This window comes from Elusimicrobiota bacterium, assembly GCA_016218575.1.
Taxonomy (GTDB): Bacteria; Elusimicrobiota; Elusimicrobia; order UBA1565; family UBA9628; genus JACRDN01.
Genome location: JACRDN010000016.1, coordinates 1 through 17,256 on the forward strand (window position 1 = coordinate 1; position 17,256 = coordinate 17,256).

19 protein-coding genes and 1 tRNA gene are annotated in these 17,256 nt (G+C 60.9%); 12 read left to right on the forward strand and 8 right to left on the reverse strand.

The features are described from left to right. The 9 genes from tuf to HY921_05090 form a co-directional block, all read left to right on the forward strand. On the forward strand, positions 1-141 hold a 141-nt coding region (gene tuf / locus HY921_05050; GenBank protein MBI5630232.1), incomplete at its 5' end, for an elongation factor Tu. A 5-nt stretch (positions 142-146) separates the two neighbouring features. Then, a complete protein-coding gene (gene rpmG, locus HY921_05055) occupies positions 147-299 on the forward strand; it encodes a 50S ribosomal protein L33 (GenBank protein ID MBI5630233.1) in 153 nt (50 codons plus the stop codon). A gap of 50 nt (positions 300-349) precedes the next feature. Then, positions 350-422 (forward strand) — tRNA-Trp (locus HY921_05060). A gap of 22 nt (positions 423-444) precedes the next feature. Further along, positions 445-630, forward strand: coding sequence for a preprotein translocase subunit SecE (gene secE, locus HY921_05065; GenBank protein ID MBI5630234.1), 186 nt, complete (start codon positions 445-447; stop codon positions 628-630). Further along, entirely contained in the window at positions 627-1,166 is a 540-nt protein-coding gene (gene nusG / locus HY921_05070; GenBank protein MBI5630235.1) for a transcription termination/antitermination protein NusG, read from the forward strand. Before secE ends, nusG begins: the two co-directional genes overlap by 4 nt. Then, a complete protein-coding gene (locus HY921_05075) occupies positions 1,163-1,498 on the forward strand; it encodes a hypothetical protein (protein ID MBI5630236.1) in 336 nt (111 codons plus the stop codon). Before nusG ends, HY921_05075 begins: the two co-directional genes overlap by 4 nt. A 13-nt stretch (positions 1,499-1,511) precedes the next feature. Beyond that, complete coding sequence (gene rplK, locus HY921_05080) at positions 1,512-1,940, forward strand: 50S ribosomal protein L11 (protein MBI5630237.1); 429 nt, start codon at positions 1,512-1,514, stop codon at positions 1,938-1,940. A 53-nt stretch (positions 1,941-1,993) separates the two neighbouring features. After that, positions 1,994-2,677, forward strand: coding sequence for a 50S ribosomal protein L1 (gene rplA / locus HY921_05085; GenBank protein ID MBI5630238.1), 684 nt, complete (start codon positions 1,994-1,996; stop codon positions 2,675-2,677). Between the two features lie 87 nt (positions 2,678-2,764). After that, positions 2,765-3,208 (forward strand): hypothetical protein, encoded by a 444-nt coding sequence (locus tag HY921_05090; GenBank protein MBI5630239.1) that lies wholly within the window; start codon positions 2,765-2,767, stop codon positions 3,206-3,208. A gap of 57 nt (positions 3,209-3,265) precedes the next feature. Here HY921_05090 and HY921_05095 read toward each other — a convergent pair whose 3' ends face one another. The 7 genes from HY921_05095 to secA all read right to left on the reverse strand — a co-directional run bounded on the left by HY921_05095 (position 3,266) and on the right by secA (position 13,124). Beyond that, positions 3,266-3,784 (reverse strand): hypothetical protein, encoded by a 519-nt coding sequence (locus HY921_05095; protein MBI5630240.1) that lies wholly within the window; start codon positions 3,782-3,784, stop codon positions 3,266-3,268. A 137-nt stretch (positions 3,785-3,921) separates the two neighbouring features. After that, the gene (prfB, locus tag HY921_05100) at positions 3,922-5,055 is read right to left on the reverse strand and encodes a peptide chain release factor 2 (GenBank protein MBI5630241.1); all 1,134 of its coding nucleotides are present in this window, start codon (positions 5,053-5,055) and stop codon (positions 3,922-3,924) included. 4 nt (positions 5,056-5,059) lie between these two features. Further along, complete coding sequence (locus HY921_05105) at positions 5,060-6,898, reverse strand: hypothetical protein (protein MBI5630242.1); 1,839 nt, start codon at positions 6,896-6,898, stop codon at positions 5,060-5,062. A gap of 55 nt (positions 6,899-6,953) precedes the next feature. After that, on the reverse strand, positions 6,954-7,859 hold the full coding sequence (locus HY921_05110) for a nucleotidyltransferase (GenBank protein MBI5630243.1): 906 nt from the start codon (positions 7,857-7,859) through the stop codon (positions 6,954-6,956). A gap of 142 nt (positions 7,860-8,001) precedes the next feature. Further along, complete coding sequence (locus HY921_05115) at positions 8,002-8,877, reverse strand: histone deacetylase (GenBank protein ID MBI5630244.1); 876 nt, start codon at positions 8,875-8,877, stop codon at positions 8,002-8,004. Next, complete coding sequence (lnt, locus tag HY921_05120; GenBank protein ID MBI5630245.1) at positions 8,877-10,364, reverse strand: apolipoprotein N-acyltransferase; 1,488 nt, start codon at positions 10,362-10,364, stop codon at positions 8,877-8,879. The genes HY921_05115 and lnt overlap by 1 nt, the downstream gene beginning before the upstream one ends. Before the next feature lie 60 nt (positions 10,365-10,424). After that, complete coding sequence (gene secA, locus HY921_05125) at positions 10,425-13,124, reverse strand: preprotein translocase subunit SecA (protein ID MBI5630246.1); 2,700 nt, start codon at positions 13,122-13,124, stop codon at positions 10,425-10,427. A 142-nt stretch (positions 13,125-13,266) separates the two neighbouring features. On the opposite strand from secA, the gene HY921_05130 reads away from it, so the two are divergent. Next, the gene (locus HY921_05130; protein ID MBI5630247.1) at positions 13,267-14,085 is read left to right on the forward strand and encodes a hypothetical protein; all 819 of its coding nucleotides are present in this window, start codon (positions 13,267-13,269) and stop codon (positions 14,083-14,085) included. On the opposite strand, the gene HY921_05135 is transcribed toward HY921_05130, so the two are convergent. Then, entirely contained in the window at positions 14,065-15,633 is a 1,569-nt protein-coding gene (locus tag HY921_05135) for a hypothetical protein (protein MBI5630248.1), read from the reverse strand. The two genes, HY921_05130 and HY921_05135, sit on opposite strands and share 21 nt — an antisense overlap. A gap of 147 nt (positions 15,634-15,780) precedes the next feature. Between HY921_05135 and HY921_05140 the strand changes: the two genes are divergently transcribed. Both HY921_05140 and HY921_05145 read left to right on the forward strand, forming a co-directional pair. Further along, entirely contained in the window at positions 15,781-16,581 is an 801-nt protein-coding gene (locus tag HY921_05140) for a hypothetical protein (GenBank protein MBI5630249.1), read from the forward strand. Further along, a complete protein-coding gene (locus HY921_05145; GenBank protein ID MBI5630250.1) occupies positions 16,557-17,252 on the forward strand; it encodes a hypothetical protein in 696 nt (231 codons plus the stop codon). Before HY921_05140 ends, HY921_05145 begins: the two co-directional genes overlap by 25 nt. Positions 17,253-17,256: the final 4 nt, after the last annotated feature.

Sequence of the window (17,256 nt, forward strand, 5' to 3'; positions counted from 1 at the left end):
GAGATGGTGATGCCAGGCGACAACATAGACATAGAGGTAGAACTCATCGCCCCCATCGCCATGGAGAAGGGCCTGCGCTTCGCCGTCCGCGAGGGCGGCCACACGGTCGGCGCAGGCGTCGTCAGCGACATTATCGCGTAACGGCCATGGGAGATCGAGTCATCGTCACCTTGGGCTGCCCCGAGTGCAAGAACAAGAATTATCACTATCAGCGCGGAAAGAAGAAAGAGTACAAGGTTGAGATCAAGAAGTTCTGCAGATGCTGCGGAAAGCAGACAAGTCATAAAGAGGTCAAGTAAGAAATGATCTAATGACCCGCGCGCGGAGGCTTCGCCTCCGCTTACAACTTGGGGGTGTCGGTTAATTGGTTAAACCATCGGTCTCCAAAACCGAGACTCCAGGTTCGAGTCCTGGCACCCCCGCGCGGGACGTCTTGTCAATAAAATGAACACAGCGACACAGTTCGTCAAGGAAGCTTATTACGAGTTGCGCAAATCCTCCTGGCTCTCGCGCAAGGAGGCGGCGGACTCGACCCGAGCCGTGCTCCTGCTCGTGATCCTCATGTCCCTCTACGTGGCCGGAATCGATTTCGTCCTATCCATCATACTAGGAGCCCTATTAGGCCGATGACATTGCTACAACGCGGCTGGTACGTCGTTCACACGCAGTCCGGCTTCGAGGATCGGGTGAGAACCCTCCTCCAGCAGAAGATCGACACGGACAAGCTCCAGGAAAAGATTTTCAACGTCCTGATCCCCACCGAGGACGTCGTGGAAATCAAGAAGAACAAGAAGAAGATCTCCAAGCGAAAGTTCTTCCCCGGCTACGTCCTCCTCGATATGATGGTCGACGAACAGACTTATTGGCTGGTCAAGGCCGTCCCGGGAGTCACGGGATTCCTGGGCGAGCCCCGCCCCACCCCGCTTCCCGAGGAGGAGATGGGTGCCATCATGGAGCTCACCAGCACCTCCGCCGCGGGCAAGCCCCGCCCGGCGGTGCAGTTCGAGAAGGGAGAGAACATACGCATCATCGAGGGCCCCTTCCGCCATTTCGTGGGCATCGTCGAGGAAGTCAACGAGGCCAAGGCCAAGATCAAGGCCATGGTCACCATATTCGGCAGGCCCACCCCGGTCGAGCTCGACTTCCTGCAGGTCGAGAAGCTGTGAACGGCGCCCTGGAGGCCGAGATCATTTCCCCAGAAAACGAGGGGCCCAAGGCCCATAGCCGCGTCGAGAAGGCGCGCGTCCTCGGCCTCTTCGGCACGGTCCTAGCGCTTCTCACCATGGTCGCGGCCTTCGGCTTCGGCTTCATGGCTTTTTTCAGCACCACTTTGGCCTCGGCGGCCCTCTTGTGGGTGGTCTGGCCGCAGATATTCAGCCCCCAGTTCACGGCGTGGCTGTTCGGCTCGGAGCAGGTCTCGTTTTGGAAGCTGTTCCTGATCTTCCTGGCCCTTGGAACCATCGTCAGGCTTTTTCGCCCCATAGCAAAGGGGCGCTAGTGGAGGCCGTATCATGGCAAAGAAAGTAAAGACTCAAATCAAGCTGCAGATTCCGGCCGGGGCCGCGAACCCCGCGCCGCCCGTGGGCCCCGCTTTGGGACAGCACGGCGTCAACATCATGGATTTCTGCAAGCAGTTCAATGAGCGCACGAAGTCCGGCGAGGCCGGGATGACCATCCCGGTCGTGATCACGGTATACGAGGACCGCTCCTTCACCTTCATCACGAAGATGCCCCCGGTTTCCTCGCTCTTGAAGCGCGCGGCGGGACTGGCCAAGGCCTCCGGAGAACCCAACCGCAACAAGGTGGGCAAGGTGACCTTGAAGCAGGCCGAGGAGATCGCGGCGCAGAAAATGCCGGATTTGAACACCAAGGACCTGCAGGCCGCCGTCCAGATGGTGAAGGGCACGGCCCGGTCCATGGGCATCGAAGTCATACAGTAAACGGGAAGACCGAGCTCCGCTTTAGGAGCGCTTGAAGGTCAAGGAGAATTAGAATGGGAAAAAGACTCGCCGCAATCGCCAAGGAAGTCGACTTAGAGAAGCTGTACTCCCTCGAGGAAGGGGTGCCCCTCGTCAAGAAGTGCGCCACCGCCAAGTTCGACGAGACCGTCGAGCTCCACGTCCGCCTCGGCGTGGACCCCAAGCAGGCCGACCAGCAGGTCCGCGGCACCGTGGGCCTCCCGCATGGACTCGGCAAATCCAAGAAGGTCGCGGTGGTGACGAGGGGCGAAAAGCAGAAGGACGCCCAGAACGCCGGCGCCGATCTCGTGGGCGGAGACGACCTCCTTGAGCAGATCGCCAAGGGCGAGCTCGATTTCGAGATCCTGGTGGCCACCCCCGACATGATGAAGGACCTCTCCAAGCTCGGGAAAGTCCTCGGCCCCAAGGGCCTCATGCCCAACCCCAAGAGCGGCACCGTCACTTTGGACGTCGCCAAGACCGTCAAGGAACTCAAGGCCGGCCGCGTGGAGTACAAGGTGGACGACTACGGCATCATCCACGTCCCCGTGGGCAAGGCCTCCTTCGAGTCCACCAAGATCTTGGGCAATGCCAAGACCGTCTTGGAAGCCATCATAAAAGCCAAGCCCGCGGCCTCCAAGGGAACGTATCTCATGAGCGTCACCCTCTCCTCCAGCATGGGGCCCGGAATTCACCTCGATCCAAGCCAGAAGTTTTGACGAGTCATCAACAACAAGAAAGCCCTCCTGATGGAGGGCTTTCTTGTTGGCCTTGACAGATTGCCTTTTCAGGACAATAATTGGGCTATGAAAATACTCCTTGCGCTTTTCTGCCTTGTCTTATGCCTAGGCTCGGGCCACGCCGCAAGCAATGCTTCCAGCCTTTTACAATGGACGAAGACGCTTTCCTCTGAACTGTCGGTTAATTCCGTGGTAATCGCCAAATTAGGATTAACGGCAGATTCTAACAGAGTAAAAAAATGGCTCGAAACGGCGACTGAACAAATTAATAAAAAGAGTTTCTCAGAAGCCGAGCATCTTTTGGCTGTCGCCCAACAGGATTATGATCAGAACATCAGACCGCCGGTGGAATCTTTCCTTCGGGATATGAAAAGGAAAGAATGTAAAAAAATACACGAACGATTCGTATTGAACCCCTCGCGTGGCGTGGACTGCATAAGAGGTCAAATGCTCTACAATATTACCGACCAGCCAACCTATCCAGAAACAATGCCGGACGTTAAAGATTAACTGCCACAGGCCTAGAAAGCCCCCCGTCAGGAGGGTTTTCTCTGTTCGTAGCGAGTCTTATTTCGGCCAATACGCGCGCTCAAGCACGAAATGCCTGCTCTGCGGGTCTCCCTTGATGCTCGCCTTGCAGACGAGGTTCTGGACGACGGTCCGGCACTCCAAGATGTAGTGCCCAAAGAAAACATCGCCCATGGTGAAATCAAGGACCAAGGAGCGCGCGCTCTCGAGGATGGGCAGCGGCCCCGCCTCCCCCTGATAGGCCACGTACTGGACCAAGGCCGTACCGTCCTGGCTGATCACGATCTGGCAGGGCTTGCCGTTCATGGTGTAGCCCTTGGGAACGTAATTGAAGCCGTCGTCCACCCATTTCCAGGTCCCAACCACTTTCGCAAGCTCGGGCTTGCGCCCGAGCGCGTCAAAATTCTTGACGATTTGCTCGTAGCGCTCCGGAAGCTCGTCCTCTTTCTGGCTTGCGGCCACCAGTTTCTTTGAAACGGCGGGAATAGCTTGGCCGAAGGACGGCAAGGCCAAAAAAGCGGCGAAGGCGGCGAGCACGGGCATTTTCATGGTTTTCATGAGAGTATTAGACCAAGTGCGCGATGGGAGTGAATGGGACTTAAGCGCAGTTTGGCGCAGGATTAAGGCCTAGAAATACCTGGGCCTAAGGACCCATGCCGGCCAACTTGGTCCGTCAGCCGCGGAGCCGCCCTCGGCTATTCTTCTTCCGCCTCGCGCGAGCGCGGCGGGCGGCCGGCCGCGTCCCAGGCCAGATAAGCCTCGATGAAGGAATCGAGATCCCCGTCCATGACTGCCTGGATCTGGGAGGTGCTGTGGCCGGTGCGCAGGTCCTTGACGAGCTGGTAGGGCATGAAGACGTAGGAGCGTATCTGATGGCCCCAGGCGATGTCGCCCATCTCGCTGTAATGCTTCTCCATGGTGGAGCGCTTCTTGTCGAGCTCGATCTCGTAGAGCTTTGCCTTGAGCATGCGCAGCGCGTTCATCCGGTTCTGCAACTGGGAGCGCTCGGTCTGGCAGGCGACCACGAGGCCCGTGGGTATATGGGTGAGCCTGACCGCCGTCTCCACCTTGTTGACGTTCTGCCCCCCGGCCCCGCCCGAGCGAAAGGTCTCGAGCTTGATCTCGGAGTCCGAGACCTGTATGTCTATGGTGTCCTCGATGTCGGCGAGCACGTCCATGGAGGCAAAAGAGGTGTGCCGCCTCTTGTTGGAGTCGAAGGGCGAGATGCGCACCAGGCGATGCACCCCCATCTCGCCTTTCATGAACCCGTAGGCGTTGTCCCCCCGGACAAAGGCCGTGGCGCTTTTGACCCCGGCCTCCTCTCCCTTCAAGATGTCGGTGACGGCGAACTCAAAGCCGTGCGCCTGGGCCCAGCGCGTGTACATGCGCAGCAGCATCTCCGCCCAATCGCAAGCCTCGGTGCCCCCGGCCCCGGCGTGGAGGCTCACGATCGCGTCGAACTTGTCGAGCTCACCCGAGAGCTTGAGCTTCATGTCCATGGCCGAGAGGGCCTTCTCGGTCTCGCGCAGGCCCTTCTGAACCTCGGAAAGCTCGCCGGAGTCCCCGGCCTCCTGGGCAAGCTCCAAGTGCGCCTTCAAGTCCTCAAGGGCTTTCCCGGCCTTTTCCCAATCGCCGAGGCGTCTCTTCAAACCGTTCAGCTCCTTGGATTTCTTCTTGGCCTGGGAGGAATCGGCCCAAAAATCGGGCCGGCCGGCCTCGGTCTCGCGGCGCTCGATCTCCTGGCGGAGCCTGCCCGGGTCGAGAAGCTTTCCGATTTTTGCCAAAAAAGCCTTGCCGGCCTCGATCTTATCCGCGGTTTCCTTGAACACTCGCTTATTTTAGATTTTCTGGGATCGGCCAGCCCAGGCTTTTTATCCAGGACTTGAAGCTTTCCCCCGAGGCGAACCTCGCGGCATCGCCCTGCTCCACCGGGAGATCCCGCAAGATCCGGTCAACGACCGCCTTCCAAGCCGCTTCCAACTCCCGGATGTCGCGGGACAGGGCCGCGGCGTTTGCTCGCGCCGCTATGAGGCCTTGATCCATCACCTCGGCGTCATGTATCCGGATCGCCGGCGCGGCGAACTGCTCGGGCCGCGGCCCCCATCCCCAGCGGGCCAGGCCTCGAGAGAACATATAAAACGGATACGCCTCGGCAAGGCCCAAGCCGGCACGGTCGGCGCGCAGGCTGAGCTGGGCCAACTCGGCCAGGCGGCCCAAAGTCCAGACGAGATTGGCGTTTCTCCGGTCAGCCCGAGCCCTTTTAAAGGAGGAAAAGAGCCCCCGGCCCGCGGCCCATATCTCCCCGAGCCCGAACAACGGAAGATTCTCCTGAACGTCGAAAAGAGCGGCCGCCACCGCATGAGGCTGCAGGAAGCCGTTCTCGTTCTGGAAGCCCATCAAATCCTCCCGTCCGTCCCGGAGGGCGCGCAAATGCGCCGTCAGGCCCCGCTCCAAAGTCCCGGCCGCCCGCGGGGAAAGCTGGGACGGATCGTGACGCAAAGCACCCAGAATTCTCACCGCGGCCGCGAGGCGTCTCGCCTCCCAAACATGGGCGTCCGCGAGGTTCTCGGCCTCCCGGTCCATATCCGGGAGGGGGCGGGTGCAGCACTTCTCCCAGTCGGGAAGAAACAACTGGTGCAGGGCCAAAACCGGATCGCCCCTATCGAAGCCCGCGCGGGAAACAAGCTCCCCGTCCTTGAAGGCCATGGGCGGCAATATCTCCAAATGCCGGGCGTCGGCTTGGCCGCGTTCGAGGAGGCGCAAGCCCTCCTGCCAGCCGGAAACGCGGTGCACTCGGAGCGTCCCGGCCCGAACGGCGTCATAGCTCCCGCGGCTAAGCTGGCCCAGGTACAGATTCGAGACATATTGGGGGATAATGAAATCCCAAGCCTGGCCGGAGGCGAAAAGCTCCTCGATATAGGCCCCGGCAAAGCGCGAATAGCGGTCCTGCTCGCTCTCCATGCCGGCGTTCTTGCCGAGACGGCCCAAGCTCCGGCTCACCCACGCGCTTTGCCGGCGGGAACCCATGAACCGCTCGGCGGGTCGGCGTAGGCCTTGCCAAAGGCGAGTAGCCACCCCCCGGGCGGCGGCGGAGCCCGGGGAGGAGCGCACCGGGACTTCCCAGGTGCGGCTCATGCCCGCCAAGACCTCTTCCTCGGTCATGCCGCGCCCCTGGGCCGCATGCCCGGCATAAATCCTCAAAAGCGCGTCATAGGCTTGGGGCAAGGCCCGGCGATTGGCGCGGTTCAAGAACTCAGGATGGGCCATGAGCGCCCATATCTGCTCCGTGGACTCCCAAATCCCGTGCTCCTCCAGGAGAGCGGGTTCTCGCGGCACCCGGACATAAAGGCCGGCCCTTTGGTTGATGGACCCGGCGAACGACGCCTCGGCGGCCTTGAATAGGCGGGGCTGGGTCTCCAGCTTCTGCACCAAGTTGTCCGCCGTAACGCCTTGGGCTTCGAGCTCCGCCAAGAAATCCTGGGCGCAGGACAGCCCCAGGGGGCTCCCGCCCTGCATCATCTCCACGACCTTCGGCCCGAGCGCGGCCTGGAGAGCGCGGGAGCGGGCCAAGCCCCAAAAAGTATCGGCAAGAAGAGGGTCAACACCCCGAACCGAGGCCCAAGCGGTCGGGGCGGCTAAAATCGCCGCCGCCAGAAGCGCGGATTTCATCATTTATATGATATACGCTCGCCCCTGCGGGGAGCAGGGGCCTTCGGCCCAGGCGGGCCTAGGAGAAAAGACCTAGGTAGAATTCCAGAATTTGTGGCCGGCCCAAGTCCTCGGCCATGGCCTTAATGAGAGGGTCGAGATAACCTCGGTCGAGGCGCTTGCCCGCAACCCGGACGATGCCTTTGACATCATCAAGATCCTTCACCCTTTCTGATATGATTTTGTGGATGATCAGGTCCTCGGGAGAGCAGACCTTCACCGAAACCCCCGCCAGCTCGACGCTCTGAGCCCTCCCTATGGCGCGCTGCTCGTATGGCAGCCCTCCAAAAATCACGTCTACCCGGAAGTCCAGCACGCGCAGAGGCAGAACCCGCGTTTCAAGAACAAACTGAGCCGGAGAGGAAACCAGGCATGAATATCTTTCGGCCAATCTTTCCGCCAAATCCTGCTCTTGGCCGGGATCCACCCAAATGGTCACGTCGATATCCAAGGTCGCCCTAGGCAACCCCCAAACCAAATTCGCGATGCCGCCGATGACCATGTAGGGCAGGCGTTCGGCGTCGAGAAAAACTACGAGAGCCTCAAGGGACCTTTCCAACGCGGTCCCGGAGTCGGCAAGCAAAGAGACCCCTTCCTGCCTGGAATGAAACAGCTGCGCCAAGGCGCCCGCCTGGGCCAAGGCCTGCGCCGGGCTTAAGCCATCACGGAGGGATTCCTCAAAAGCTGAGAAATTCCTCCATTGAAGAGCTCTTCGCTCGCAAGCCGCCTTGAAATTCATCTCCTTGAAAACGATCTCGCATCCCAAGGCGCTCAACACCTTTTCCAAGGTCCCCCATTCCGCCTTGATTTTACGGTTTTCAATAAGGGAAATATGCTGTTGGCTAAGCCCCGCCCGCTCAGCCAGAAGCCCTTGGGACCAGCCTTTGCTCTCCCGAATTTCTTTTATTTTTTTGCCAATTTCCACTCAACTAGTATAGCAGCCTCAATAGTAATTTTCAATACATAATTTAATATGTAAACTAAACACAAACGCCTCAAAACATCTCCTGCACAAATTGATAAAATGGGCGCCGGTCACATGGCCTGCCGCGTGTGGTATATTCTTGTTACGCGCAAAGGAAGACTGACAACGTCTGTTCGTGAAGTTCGGCCGTAACCTCGAGACGCGCGGCGTAGCCTCCCCCCAAGGTAACGGCCACTGGCATGCAGCGCCGGCGGCACTCCTCGAAGATGATTTCGTCGCGGCGCTTAAGGCCCGCCGCGGTCAGCTTGAGCCCACCCAGGAGGTCTCGCTCATAGCAGTCCACCCCGGCTTGGTAGACCACGAGCTCGGGCTCCAGTTCGAAAACCCTCCCCACATTCTGGCCGAGCAAGGCCAGATACTCCTCGTCGCCAGTTCCAGCCCTCAGGCCGACGTCGAGGGAACTCTTCATTTTCACCTCGGGGTAGGCGTCCTCCTGGTGCATGGAGAAGGTGAATACGTCGGGATCCCCGGCGAAAATGGAGGCGGTGCCGTTTCCTTGGTGCACGTCCAAGTCAATGACCGCAGCGCGGCTGATCCTTCTCTCCTGGCGCATCTTGAGTATGCCCACCGCGATGTCGTTCAAGACGCAAAAGCCCTCGCCGCGGTCCGCGAAGGCGTGGTGCGAGCCCCCTCCGATGTGAAGCCCCACCCCTGTATCCAGCGCCTCGCGGCAGGCCAGAATCGTTCCCGACGCCGATAATTGATGGGCGAGTGAAAGCTCCTTCGAAAAGGGAAGCTCCATCAAGGTCTCATCGTTGAGGACCATGCGACACTGGAGCACTTTCTCCACCCAAATCTCATTATGAGCCAGGAGAAGCTCCTCGCGGGAGGGCAAAGCTGGCTCCGCAAACTCGCACTTGCCCTTGAGCCTATCGGCCACCATGGCAAACTTTTGGGTGGGAAAAACGTGCTCCCCGATATTCACCGTGTATTTCGGGGAGTAGAAAATGCGCCGCATCAGGCCCGCCGAAGCCTCAAAAGAGCCAAACCCGCCAAGCCCCATAGGCAAAAAGTCCCCAGCAAATCCCCGTGCCGGGAGTAGAAAGAGCCTTCTGGAAAGCTCCCCGTCGCCATTTCCACGTCGAGCCGGCCGCGACGGTTCAAATCCAGGCGCGCCAAGACCACGCCCCAGGGGTCTATCACCGCGGAGATCCCAGTGTTGCCGACTCTGATGACCGGAACCCGGTTCTCGATGGCGCGGAATATATTGGCGTAAAAATGCTGGTAAGGGCCCCAGGTGTCCTTGTACCAGCCGTCGTTGGTGAGATTGACGATAAGCCGGGCCCCGCGCGCGGCGTCCCGCCGGGAGAGGGTTGGGAACATCGCCTCGTAGCAAATCGTGGCCGCGGCCGGACCCAAGGGGGTGGGCAAAAGCTCCTGATCGAGATTTCCCGGGGACAAGTCACCCATCTGCTGTAGAAGGCCCACGAATTTTTTTAAGAAAGGGAAAGGAAGGAACTCTCCAAAAGGCACCAACTGCCTCTTGTGGTAGATCCCCCTGACAGCACCATTGGGGCCGAGGAGGAAGGCCGAATTGTGGCTCTCCCCCTCTGCGGAGCGCGACACAGCGCCCACGAGCTGGAAGGCTTGAAGGGCGGGGCTTCCCGCTTCCCGAATTGGCGTCCCTTCCCGGACCCAGCGCGGTAGGGCCGATTCCGGCCAGACCACGAGGTCCGGCTTATCGGCCCGAGCCCCATCCAGGAGCTCGCGGAAATTCGCCTCTATGGCTCCTGCCCAGGCCTCGTCCCATTTATGGTACTGGTCCACCGCGGGCTGGAGAATCTCGACGCGCGCGCGCGGCAGGGATTCGCGCGGCTCCAGGAAGCGCCAGGCCAAAACGATGGTCCCATAGCCCCATGCCAGCAGGAACAGGAACGCGGCGGCGGCCGCGTTCCTGGCGAGAAATGGGTCCTGCCTGCGGCTTTCCAACCCCTCCCAGACCTGGGCCAACACCGCGTTGCAGGCGACGATCAGCAATCCCAAGCCGAAAGGCCCCAGGATGGAGCCTATTTGCAATAGGTTCAAATTTCGGTATTGGGTGTAGGCCAGCAAATCCACGGAAAGCCGCGGGGTCCAGCGCTCCCAAGCCGCCGAGAGGGCGATCCAAACCACGGCCCAGGCCCACGGCTTGAGCCACTCGGGGATGGGCTTTAAGGCCCAGGTGCCGACCCCGCCGACCAAAGCCCAATGCAAAGCCAGAAAGGCGGCCAAGGCACCCCAAGCTAAAATGGCCAGAGGAATGGGGATTAAAGCGAATCGGCAGGTGCTGTAAATCCAGTGAAGCGCCAAGCCGTGAAAGCAGAATCCCGCGGCGAACCCAAGCCCCGCGGCTTGGCGCGGGCGCGAACGGCTCCAGGCTCGAAATAAGGGCGCCAAAGCGAACCATGCCAGAAAGCAAAAACCGGGGCGGGGCAGGCACAGGGCCAAAAGGAAACCCGACGACAACGAGAGAGCTACGACGTTACCCCCTCACGGCTGCGCGCCTCCCCACGGGGAGGCTTACGACTAGCCATGGCACTTCTTATATTTCTTCCCCGAGCCGCAGTAGCAGGGGTCGTTGCGGCCGATTTTCTGGATGTCGGGGACGGTCGCAGCCGCCTTCTTGAGAGCCGAGGCTTGGCCGTCGCGGCCCGCCGGGGCCGAGCGCGCCTGGCCCGAGGGCGCCTCCATGTCCGGCCCCTGTAAGGACATGGGCGGCGGCGGGGGAGGCTGGCGCGGGGCCTGGACCCTGAAAACGTACTCGACGGATTGCTCCCGGATGCGGGAGAGCATGGCCTCGAAGAGGCCGAAGGACTCCTTTTGGTACTCGATCTTGGGGTCCTTCTGCCCATAGGCGCGAAGGCCGATGGACTTCTTCAAATGGTCGAGGTCGTAGAGGTGGTTCTTCCAGGCCCTGTCTATCATCTGAAGGAGAACCATTTTCTCGATCTCGCGGAAATCGTAGCCCTCGAACTCCTTCTCGCGATGAGCGTAAAGCTCCTTGATGGAGGAAAGCAGGGCCTCTCGCAAGGCCTCCCGGTTAAGTTTAGACACCTCCTCCTGGGCGGGATTCCACTCGAGACCGAAGGTCCTCGATAGGTATATCTTGAGCGCGGAGATGTCCCAGGCCTCCGGGAAGGAGTCCGGCGGGGCCGCGGCCGCGAGCTTGTCGTCCAGGTCCTCCGCGATCATCATCTGCATGCGGTTGGAGACCGCGTCGCCGTCCAGAATCTCGTTGCGCAGCTTGTAGATGACCTCGCGCTGCTTGTTCATGACGTTGTCGTAGTCAAGGAGTTGCTTGCGGATGTCAAAATTGTGGGTCTCGACTCGCCTCTGGGCCCCGGCGATCTGCCGCGATACCAGACGTGACTCGATCACCTCCCCCTCCTTCATGCCGAGCTTCTCCATGAGGGGGGCGAGGCGATCCGAGCCGAAAAGCCTCATCAGCTCGTCGTCCAAGGCCAAATAGAAGCGAGAGGAGCCGGGGTCTCCCTGGCGGCCGCAGCGGCCGCGCAGCTGGTTGTCTATGCGCCGGGCCTCGTGGCGCTCGGTCCCAAGGACGTGAAGCCCGCCCAGAGAAACCACCTGTTTGTACTCCTCGGAATCCTGGGGGTTGCCGCCGAGAAGGATGTCGGTGCCGCGGCCGGCCATGTTGGTGGCGATGGTGACGGCACCCTTATGCCCGGCCTGGGCGATGATCTGGGCCTCCATCTCGTGGTACTTGGCGTTGAGGACCTTGTGGGGGATCCCCTCCCGGCGCAGAAGCGCCGAGAGCTTCTCGGATTTCTCGATCGAGCGCGTGCCCACGAGCACGGGCCGGCCCTTCTTCCACAACTCCTTGACCTCGCCCACGATGGCGTCGTACTTCTCCCGCTCGGTGCGGTAGATGAGATCCGATTCGTCGATGCGGACCATCTTGTTGTGGGTGGGAATCTCGCAGACCTCCAGGTTGTATATCTCCTGGAACTCGTCGGCCTCGGTCATGGCCGTGCCGGTCATGCCGGCGATCTTGTTGTAGAGCTTGAAGAAATTCTGGAAGGTAATGGTGGCCAAAGTCTGGTTCTCTTCCTTGGGAGCCAGGCTTTCCTTGGCCTCGACGGCCTGGTGCAGTCCGTCCGACCAGCGCCGGCCGGGCATGAGGCGCCCCGTGAACTCGTCGACGATGATGACCTCGCCGTCTTTCACCACGTAGTCCACGTCGCGATGGTAGAGGTGGTGGGCGCGCAGGGCCTGGGTGATGTGGTGCACCCACTCCCCCTCCAGGTCGTCGTAAAGATTCGGGATGCCGAGAAGCTTCTCCGCCTTCTGGACGCCGTCCTCGGTGAGAACCGCGCAATGGTTCTTCTCGTCTATGATGGCGTCGTAGCCCTTGCCCAAGTCGTCGCCGGTGTACTTGGCCTGTATCTCCTCCTCCTCGGTGATCTTGCGCACGTTGAAGAGGGGCATGAGGCGGTTGATGATGGCATAGCGATCCGTGGATTTCTCCGCGGCCCCGGAGATGATGAGCGGGGTGCGGGCCTCGTCCACCAGGATCGAGTCCACCTCGTCCACGATCGCGTAATGGAGGGGCCGCAGCACCCGGTCCTCGCGGCGCACCACCATGTTGTCGCGCAGATAATCGAAACCCACCTCGTTGTTGGTGACGTAGGTCACGTCGCAGAGGTAGGCGGCCTGCCGGTCCTCGTTGGACATGTCATGCTGGACGTAGCCCACGGTGAGCCCCAGGAAGCGGTAGACGGGGCCCATCCACTCGCAGTCGCGCTTGGCCAGATAATCGTTCACCGTCACGACATGGACTCCTCGCCCGAGAAGACAGTTGAGGTAAACCGGGGCCGTGGCGACCAAGGTCTTTCCCTCGCCCGTGCGCATCTCCGCGATGCCCACGTCGTGGAGTATCATGCCCCCCAAAAGCTGGACGTCGTAATGGCGCAGGCCGATGGAACGGCGTCCCGCCTCGCGCACCAAGGCGAAGGCCTCGGGGAGGAGTTCGTTCAAGGACTCCTGCCAAAGCTTCTTGCGCTCCGCCTCCGGAACATCGGCGGGCAAGACGGATATCTTCTCCCGCAGGCGAGCCCGGAAAGCCTCGGTTTTAGCGGGGAAATCTGCGTCGGAAAGGGCCTTGACGCTCTCCTCAAGGGAGTTGATGCGCTCCAAGACCGGACGATAAACCTTAAGCTTGCGTTCGCTGGACGTGCCGAAAACGGCCTCGAATAGTTTCTTGATCATGACCGAAGCCCTGATTTTAGCATTTTGGATTACTTCCGGCGGGCTGCTGCCCGGAGGATGCGTTATGCCGGATCATGCTAGATTATATATTCTTCTTCCGATGGCGAATAGGTTGCGGGTATTAAACAAAAATAGGTTTTGCTTGACGCTCTTGGCAGGAACAGCGCTCCTGGCCTCCTGCGTCTCCTTGGAGGAGGCGCGCCTGGCACCCGGCGCCGTGCGTCCGGGGCAAAAAACCGTTCTCCTTCTTTACGCCGGACCCGGGCCCCTCGTCTCTGCCGCCGACAGCAACGTCGAATCCGCCGCCAAGATCGTGCCCGGCCTCGGCCTGGTGGTGCAGTCCGCCCAGGACGACAGGGACCTGGCCGCCTCCAAGGACCTGGCCCGCTACCTGCCGGCCTGGACGCCCGAATCCGCGTTCTACCCCCGCCTTCAGGAGGCCCTAGCCGTAAGCGGACATCCCGGCGCCTTTATCGCTCAGGAACAAACGGACGTTCCGGCCGACAGCTTACGCAAGCTCAACGAGGCGCGGGACGCCTTGGACTGGAGGAACCGCTACTTCCTGCCCGGCTTGGAAGGCGCTCACGGGCGAAACTACGCCGCCTTCCTCTCCCTAGATGACGCGCTCATCTTCGAGGTCAACCTCCTCTACGGCGTGGCAAGCGACGAGCAAGGCCTCATGGTCCCGATCTTGGGCGCGGCCGTCAAGCTCCTGCGGCCCGCCACGCTCAAGACCTTGTGGAGGCAGGAATTCCTGGCCGAGGACAAGCCCGCGGCCAAATCCCTGTACGATTTCAAGGCCGGGCCGGCCCAGCTCACGGCGAATTGGGAGAAAATGATGCCGGAACTCGCCCAAAAGATCGCGGCCGGCTACCGCGACAATCTGCAGAAGGCGGGGGCCTATAAGGCCCCCGCCGTCGCCGTGCCGGCGCAACAAGGCCTACCGCCGGGCGGTGATTAGGATATTCCTGCCGTAGTTCTTGAATGCGTAGGGCTCCAGAAAGGCCTCGATTTTAGGAATCAAGGCCTGGGCCTCGAACAAAACCCCCCGCTTCACTGAGAATTCAAGCCTTGCCTTTGGATCGTCGTCCGTCCGGGAATGACCGAATTGCCTGATGTTATTCCAGCCGAGAGCCGGGGCCAAGATTTGCCGGATTATGGTCTCCTGCAGCGCCGCCACGTCCACCTGGCGGATGAATTGCACGCGGGAGCTGATTCCCATGCTTCTGATATCGGACTCCAATTTTTCTTCGTAACCGCGCATAGTCCCGAGGCGTTTGACCCCCGCGACAACGTCCAGCTCGATTTCTATCCCGCCCAAAGGGCCTCCGTCCACGCTGACAATCTCGGGACGGTCCAGAATCAGCAGATCAATGCCGATGACGGCCTCGATTTCCTCTAGGGAAAGGATTCCCCTCACCTCCGGCTGGGCCGCGGCCAAGGCCGCGGCCGCGATGGCCCGGGACTTCCCGCCCAAAAAATCCTTGAACCTGGACGTCTCGAAATACCAGCGTCGGGACGCGGCCTTGAACCTGGCGATGCTCTCGGCCATCCGAGGCAGAGCTTCGCTTTTGATGCCCCGCTTGATATGGTCCAGCTCTCCCGGGCCGATGGTCCCGACTTTCGAGGCATGTATCATCAGCTGGAAAATCTCCAAGTCGCGGAAAAGGGCATCGCTCATCCGCCGGGCTTCGCGCGCGAATTGCTCGAGGGCCTGCGCCGCCGCGGGCTCGGGTTTGGCCCGGGACGGAGCCAAAGCCGCCGGGCCCCGCGTTTTGACGGCTTTCGCGCCGGCAATTTCCACGGCCTCGGGAGCCTGCCCGACCGCGAGGGACCTCAAACGCGGCTCAAGAATCGCCGCCAGGCGCAGATTGCGCAGATCCCCGAGCTTGTTTGAAATCCAGCCCTCTTCCTCGGCGAATATCTCTCCGCCGTATATCCCGAACTTTAACACCAGGTCCCGCGCCGCCTCGACCTCGCGCAGGCGGGCTTCCAGAGCCCGAAGATCGCCACGCGGCTCGTCCTGGCCGTTGCGGTAAACCACGTCCCGCATGGCTTGGCGGACAGTCCCACGGATCAAGCCGGAGCCCGCGGCCTTGGCCCTGTCCATCCGATGCGCCAAAGCCTGCGCCTGCTCCAAGGTAGTCGCGTCGCGGCCCTCAGAATCGAGCGCAGCCAGCATATTCCTCTTGAGCGCCTGGTCGCGCCCAAGCTCAGCGGCTAATGGGGCCAAAAGCGCACGGTCCGAGGCCTTGCGGAGATCAAGGCTCGCCCAAAAACGCCTTTCCTCGTAAACCCGCGCGGTCCCCGCTGCCCAACGGGTGTAAACCTTGAGAGGCTCCAGCCACCCCGATTTTTCCAAAGCGGCGGCGCTGAAGCTCTGGGCGGCAAGCGCGATCCGCACCGCGCCGCTTTGATTGACCCTGAGCACGCGCACCTGAGCGCCGGCGGAAGCGGCAAGCAGGCACGCGCACAAGCTCAAAAAAAGGCGGAAGCAAACTCTCTTCATGAATCCTCCCGAACTCCAGGGGATTCAATCACTTGCGCTGAAAAGCCGAATGGGACTTTCAGCTTAGGCGGGCCCATTCTTTGGGCCTAGGCCGTATTAGGCCCTTTGGCTCATGTAGAAGCCGAAAAACGCCTTTAAAATAGGGGAATGCCTCGGCTCCGGACGTCGCTTGGCGCGATCCTGATCTGTCTTTGCGCGAGTCGCTCTCCAAGCCTCGCCGGCGGAACGCGGCTCGGGGACTTGTCCCCCGCGGAGCGCCTGCAGTTTGTCTCCCATGTGAGCCAAATGGTCGCGGGCTCAAACTTGACGCACCCGGCCGCCTTGGTTTCACTTGTGAAGCCCGTCATAATCGAGCCAGGCGCCGCGCCGATGCAGGTGGCGGCGGCCAGAGCCATCCTCGGCACGACGGCCGATCCTGAGGCCCTAGCCCCGCTGATGAGCGCGGTCAGGGACTCTGCGTTCACCTGGCACCAAGCTCTTTCCAGGGACGCGGCAAGGGGTCTCGAGCGCTTGGGACGCCACTACCGCCGCCGCGAATCGGCCCGGGCCGAGCTCCTGCGAGCGGCCGACAACGCCGGCATCCTCATACCCAGATCGGATTCCGCGGTCTTCGATGGGCTTAAATTCGACAGAACCGGGGCCGACCTATCCGAGGCGCCGCAGCCTTTCCTCAGAGCCCCGAGCCTATCCGTGGACCCCGCGGTAAGATTCTCGGACCCTTGGTGGAAAGGCGACACGACCCGGAACTGGTCCAAGATCACCTTCCTGGGTTTTACCCGGCATTTCTTAACGGATCCCCCGGTCACCGCCGCCGTGGCGGCGCAAATGGGCCTATATCCCGGCGGGGCCTGGAGCTTGAAGTTCCGCGTGCTGGGAAAAAGCCCAGTTCCGGACATCATCGCAACACGGTCAAGGTGGAGGCCGTGGCCAGATCGGGACGGGAGCTAAGAAGAGCCTATTTCGCGCTCAAGATGTTCTTCACCAGCGACGGCATGAAGCCGGACGACGCCTGGGTGGAGCTTCAAATCAGCCGGCGATTCTCCAAAGAACCTTTTTTCAACGAACATTTTTCCTCCAATCACGCATTTAAAATATTCGGCCCAAACTCCGAGGTCATTCTTCAACTGGACCGCTGGGTGGAGGGGCCGACCGTCCAGGCCTGGCTCGGTGATCTCGCGAAAAGCAGCCTTCCCCAGGAACGAAAGAGGGAGCTCGCCTCGAAAATGGCCGAGAACATCCTCCGGACCGCTCTGCAGGGCCTCTCGCGCCTCACCAACGGCTACCGCGGCTTGATATACGATCTGGGAACCGACGATATCATCCTGGAGGGCGCCGCCGGCCTGGACCCGGAGAAGGCCGTCGAGGAAGGGCGCATCGTGTTCATAGACGCCGACGGCGGAAAGAAGCGCGGCAGCCCTGACTTGGTATTCACGCGAATGCTCATGTTCTTGGAAGAGTTCGCTCTTGAAGCGCCGAAGGATAATTTCTTCGACCTAGTACTGGAAGTTTTTGGCCCAGACAAGGGCCTGGCACTTATCCAAAAGATAGCCGCGGATACAACCCTCGCCGGACTTGAGGCGAGATCTTTTCTAAGACAGCGCTTCCCGCAAAAGCTCTAGAGCG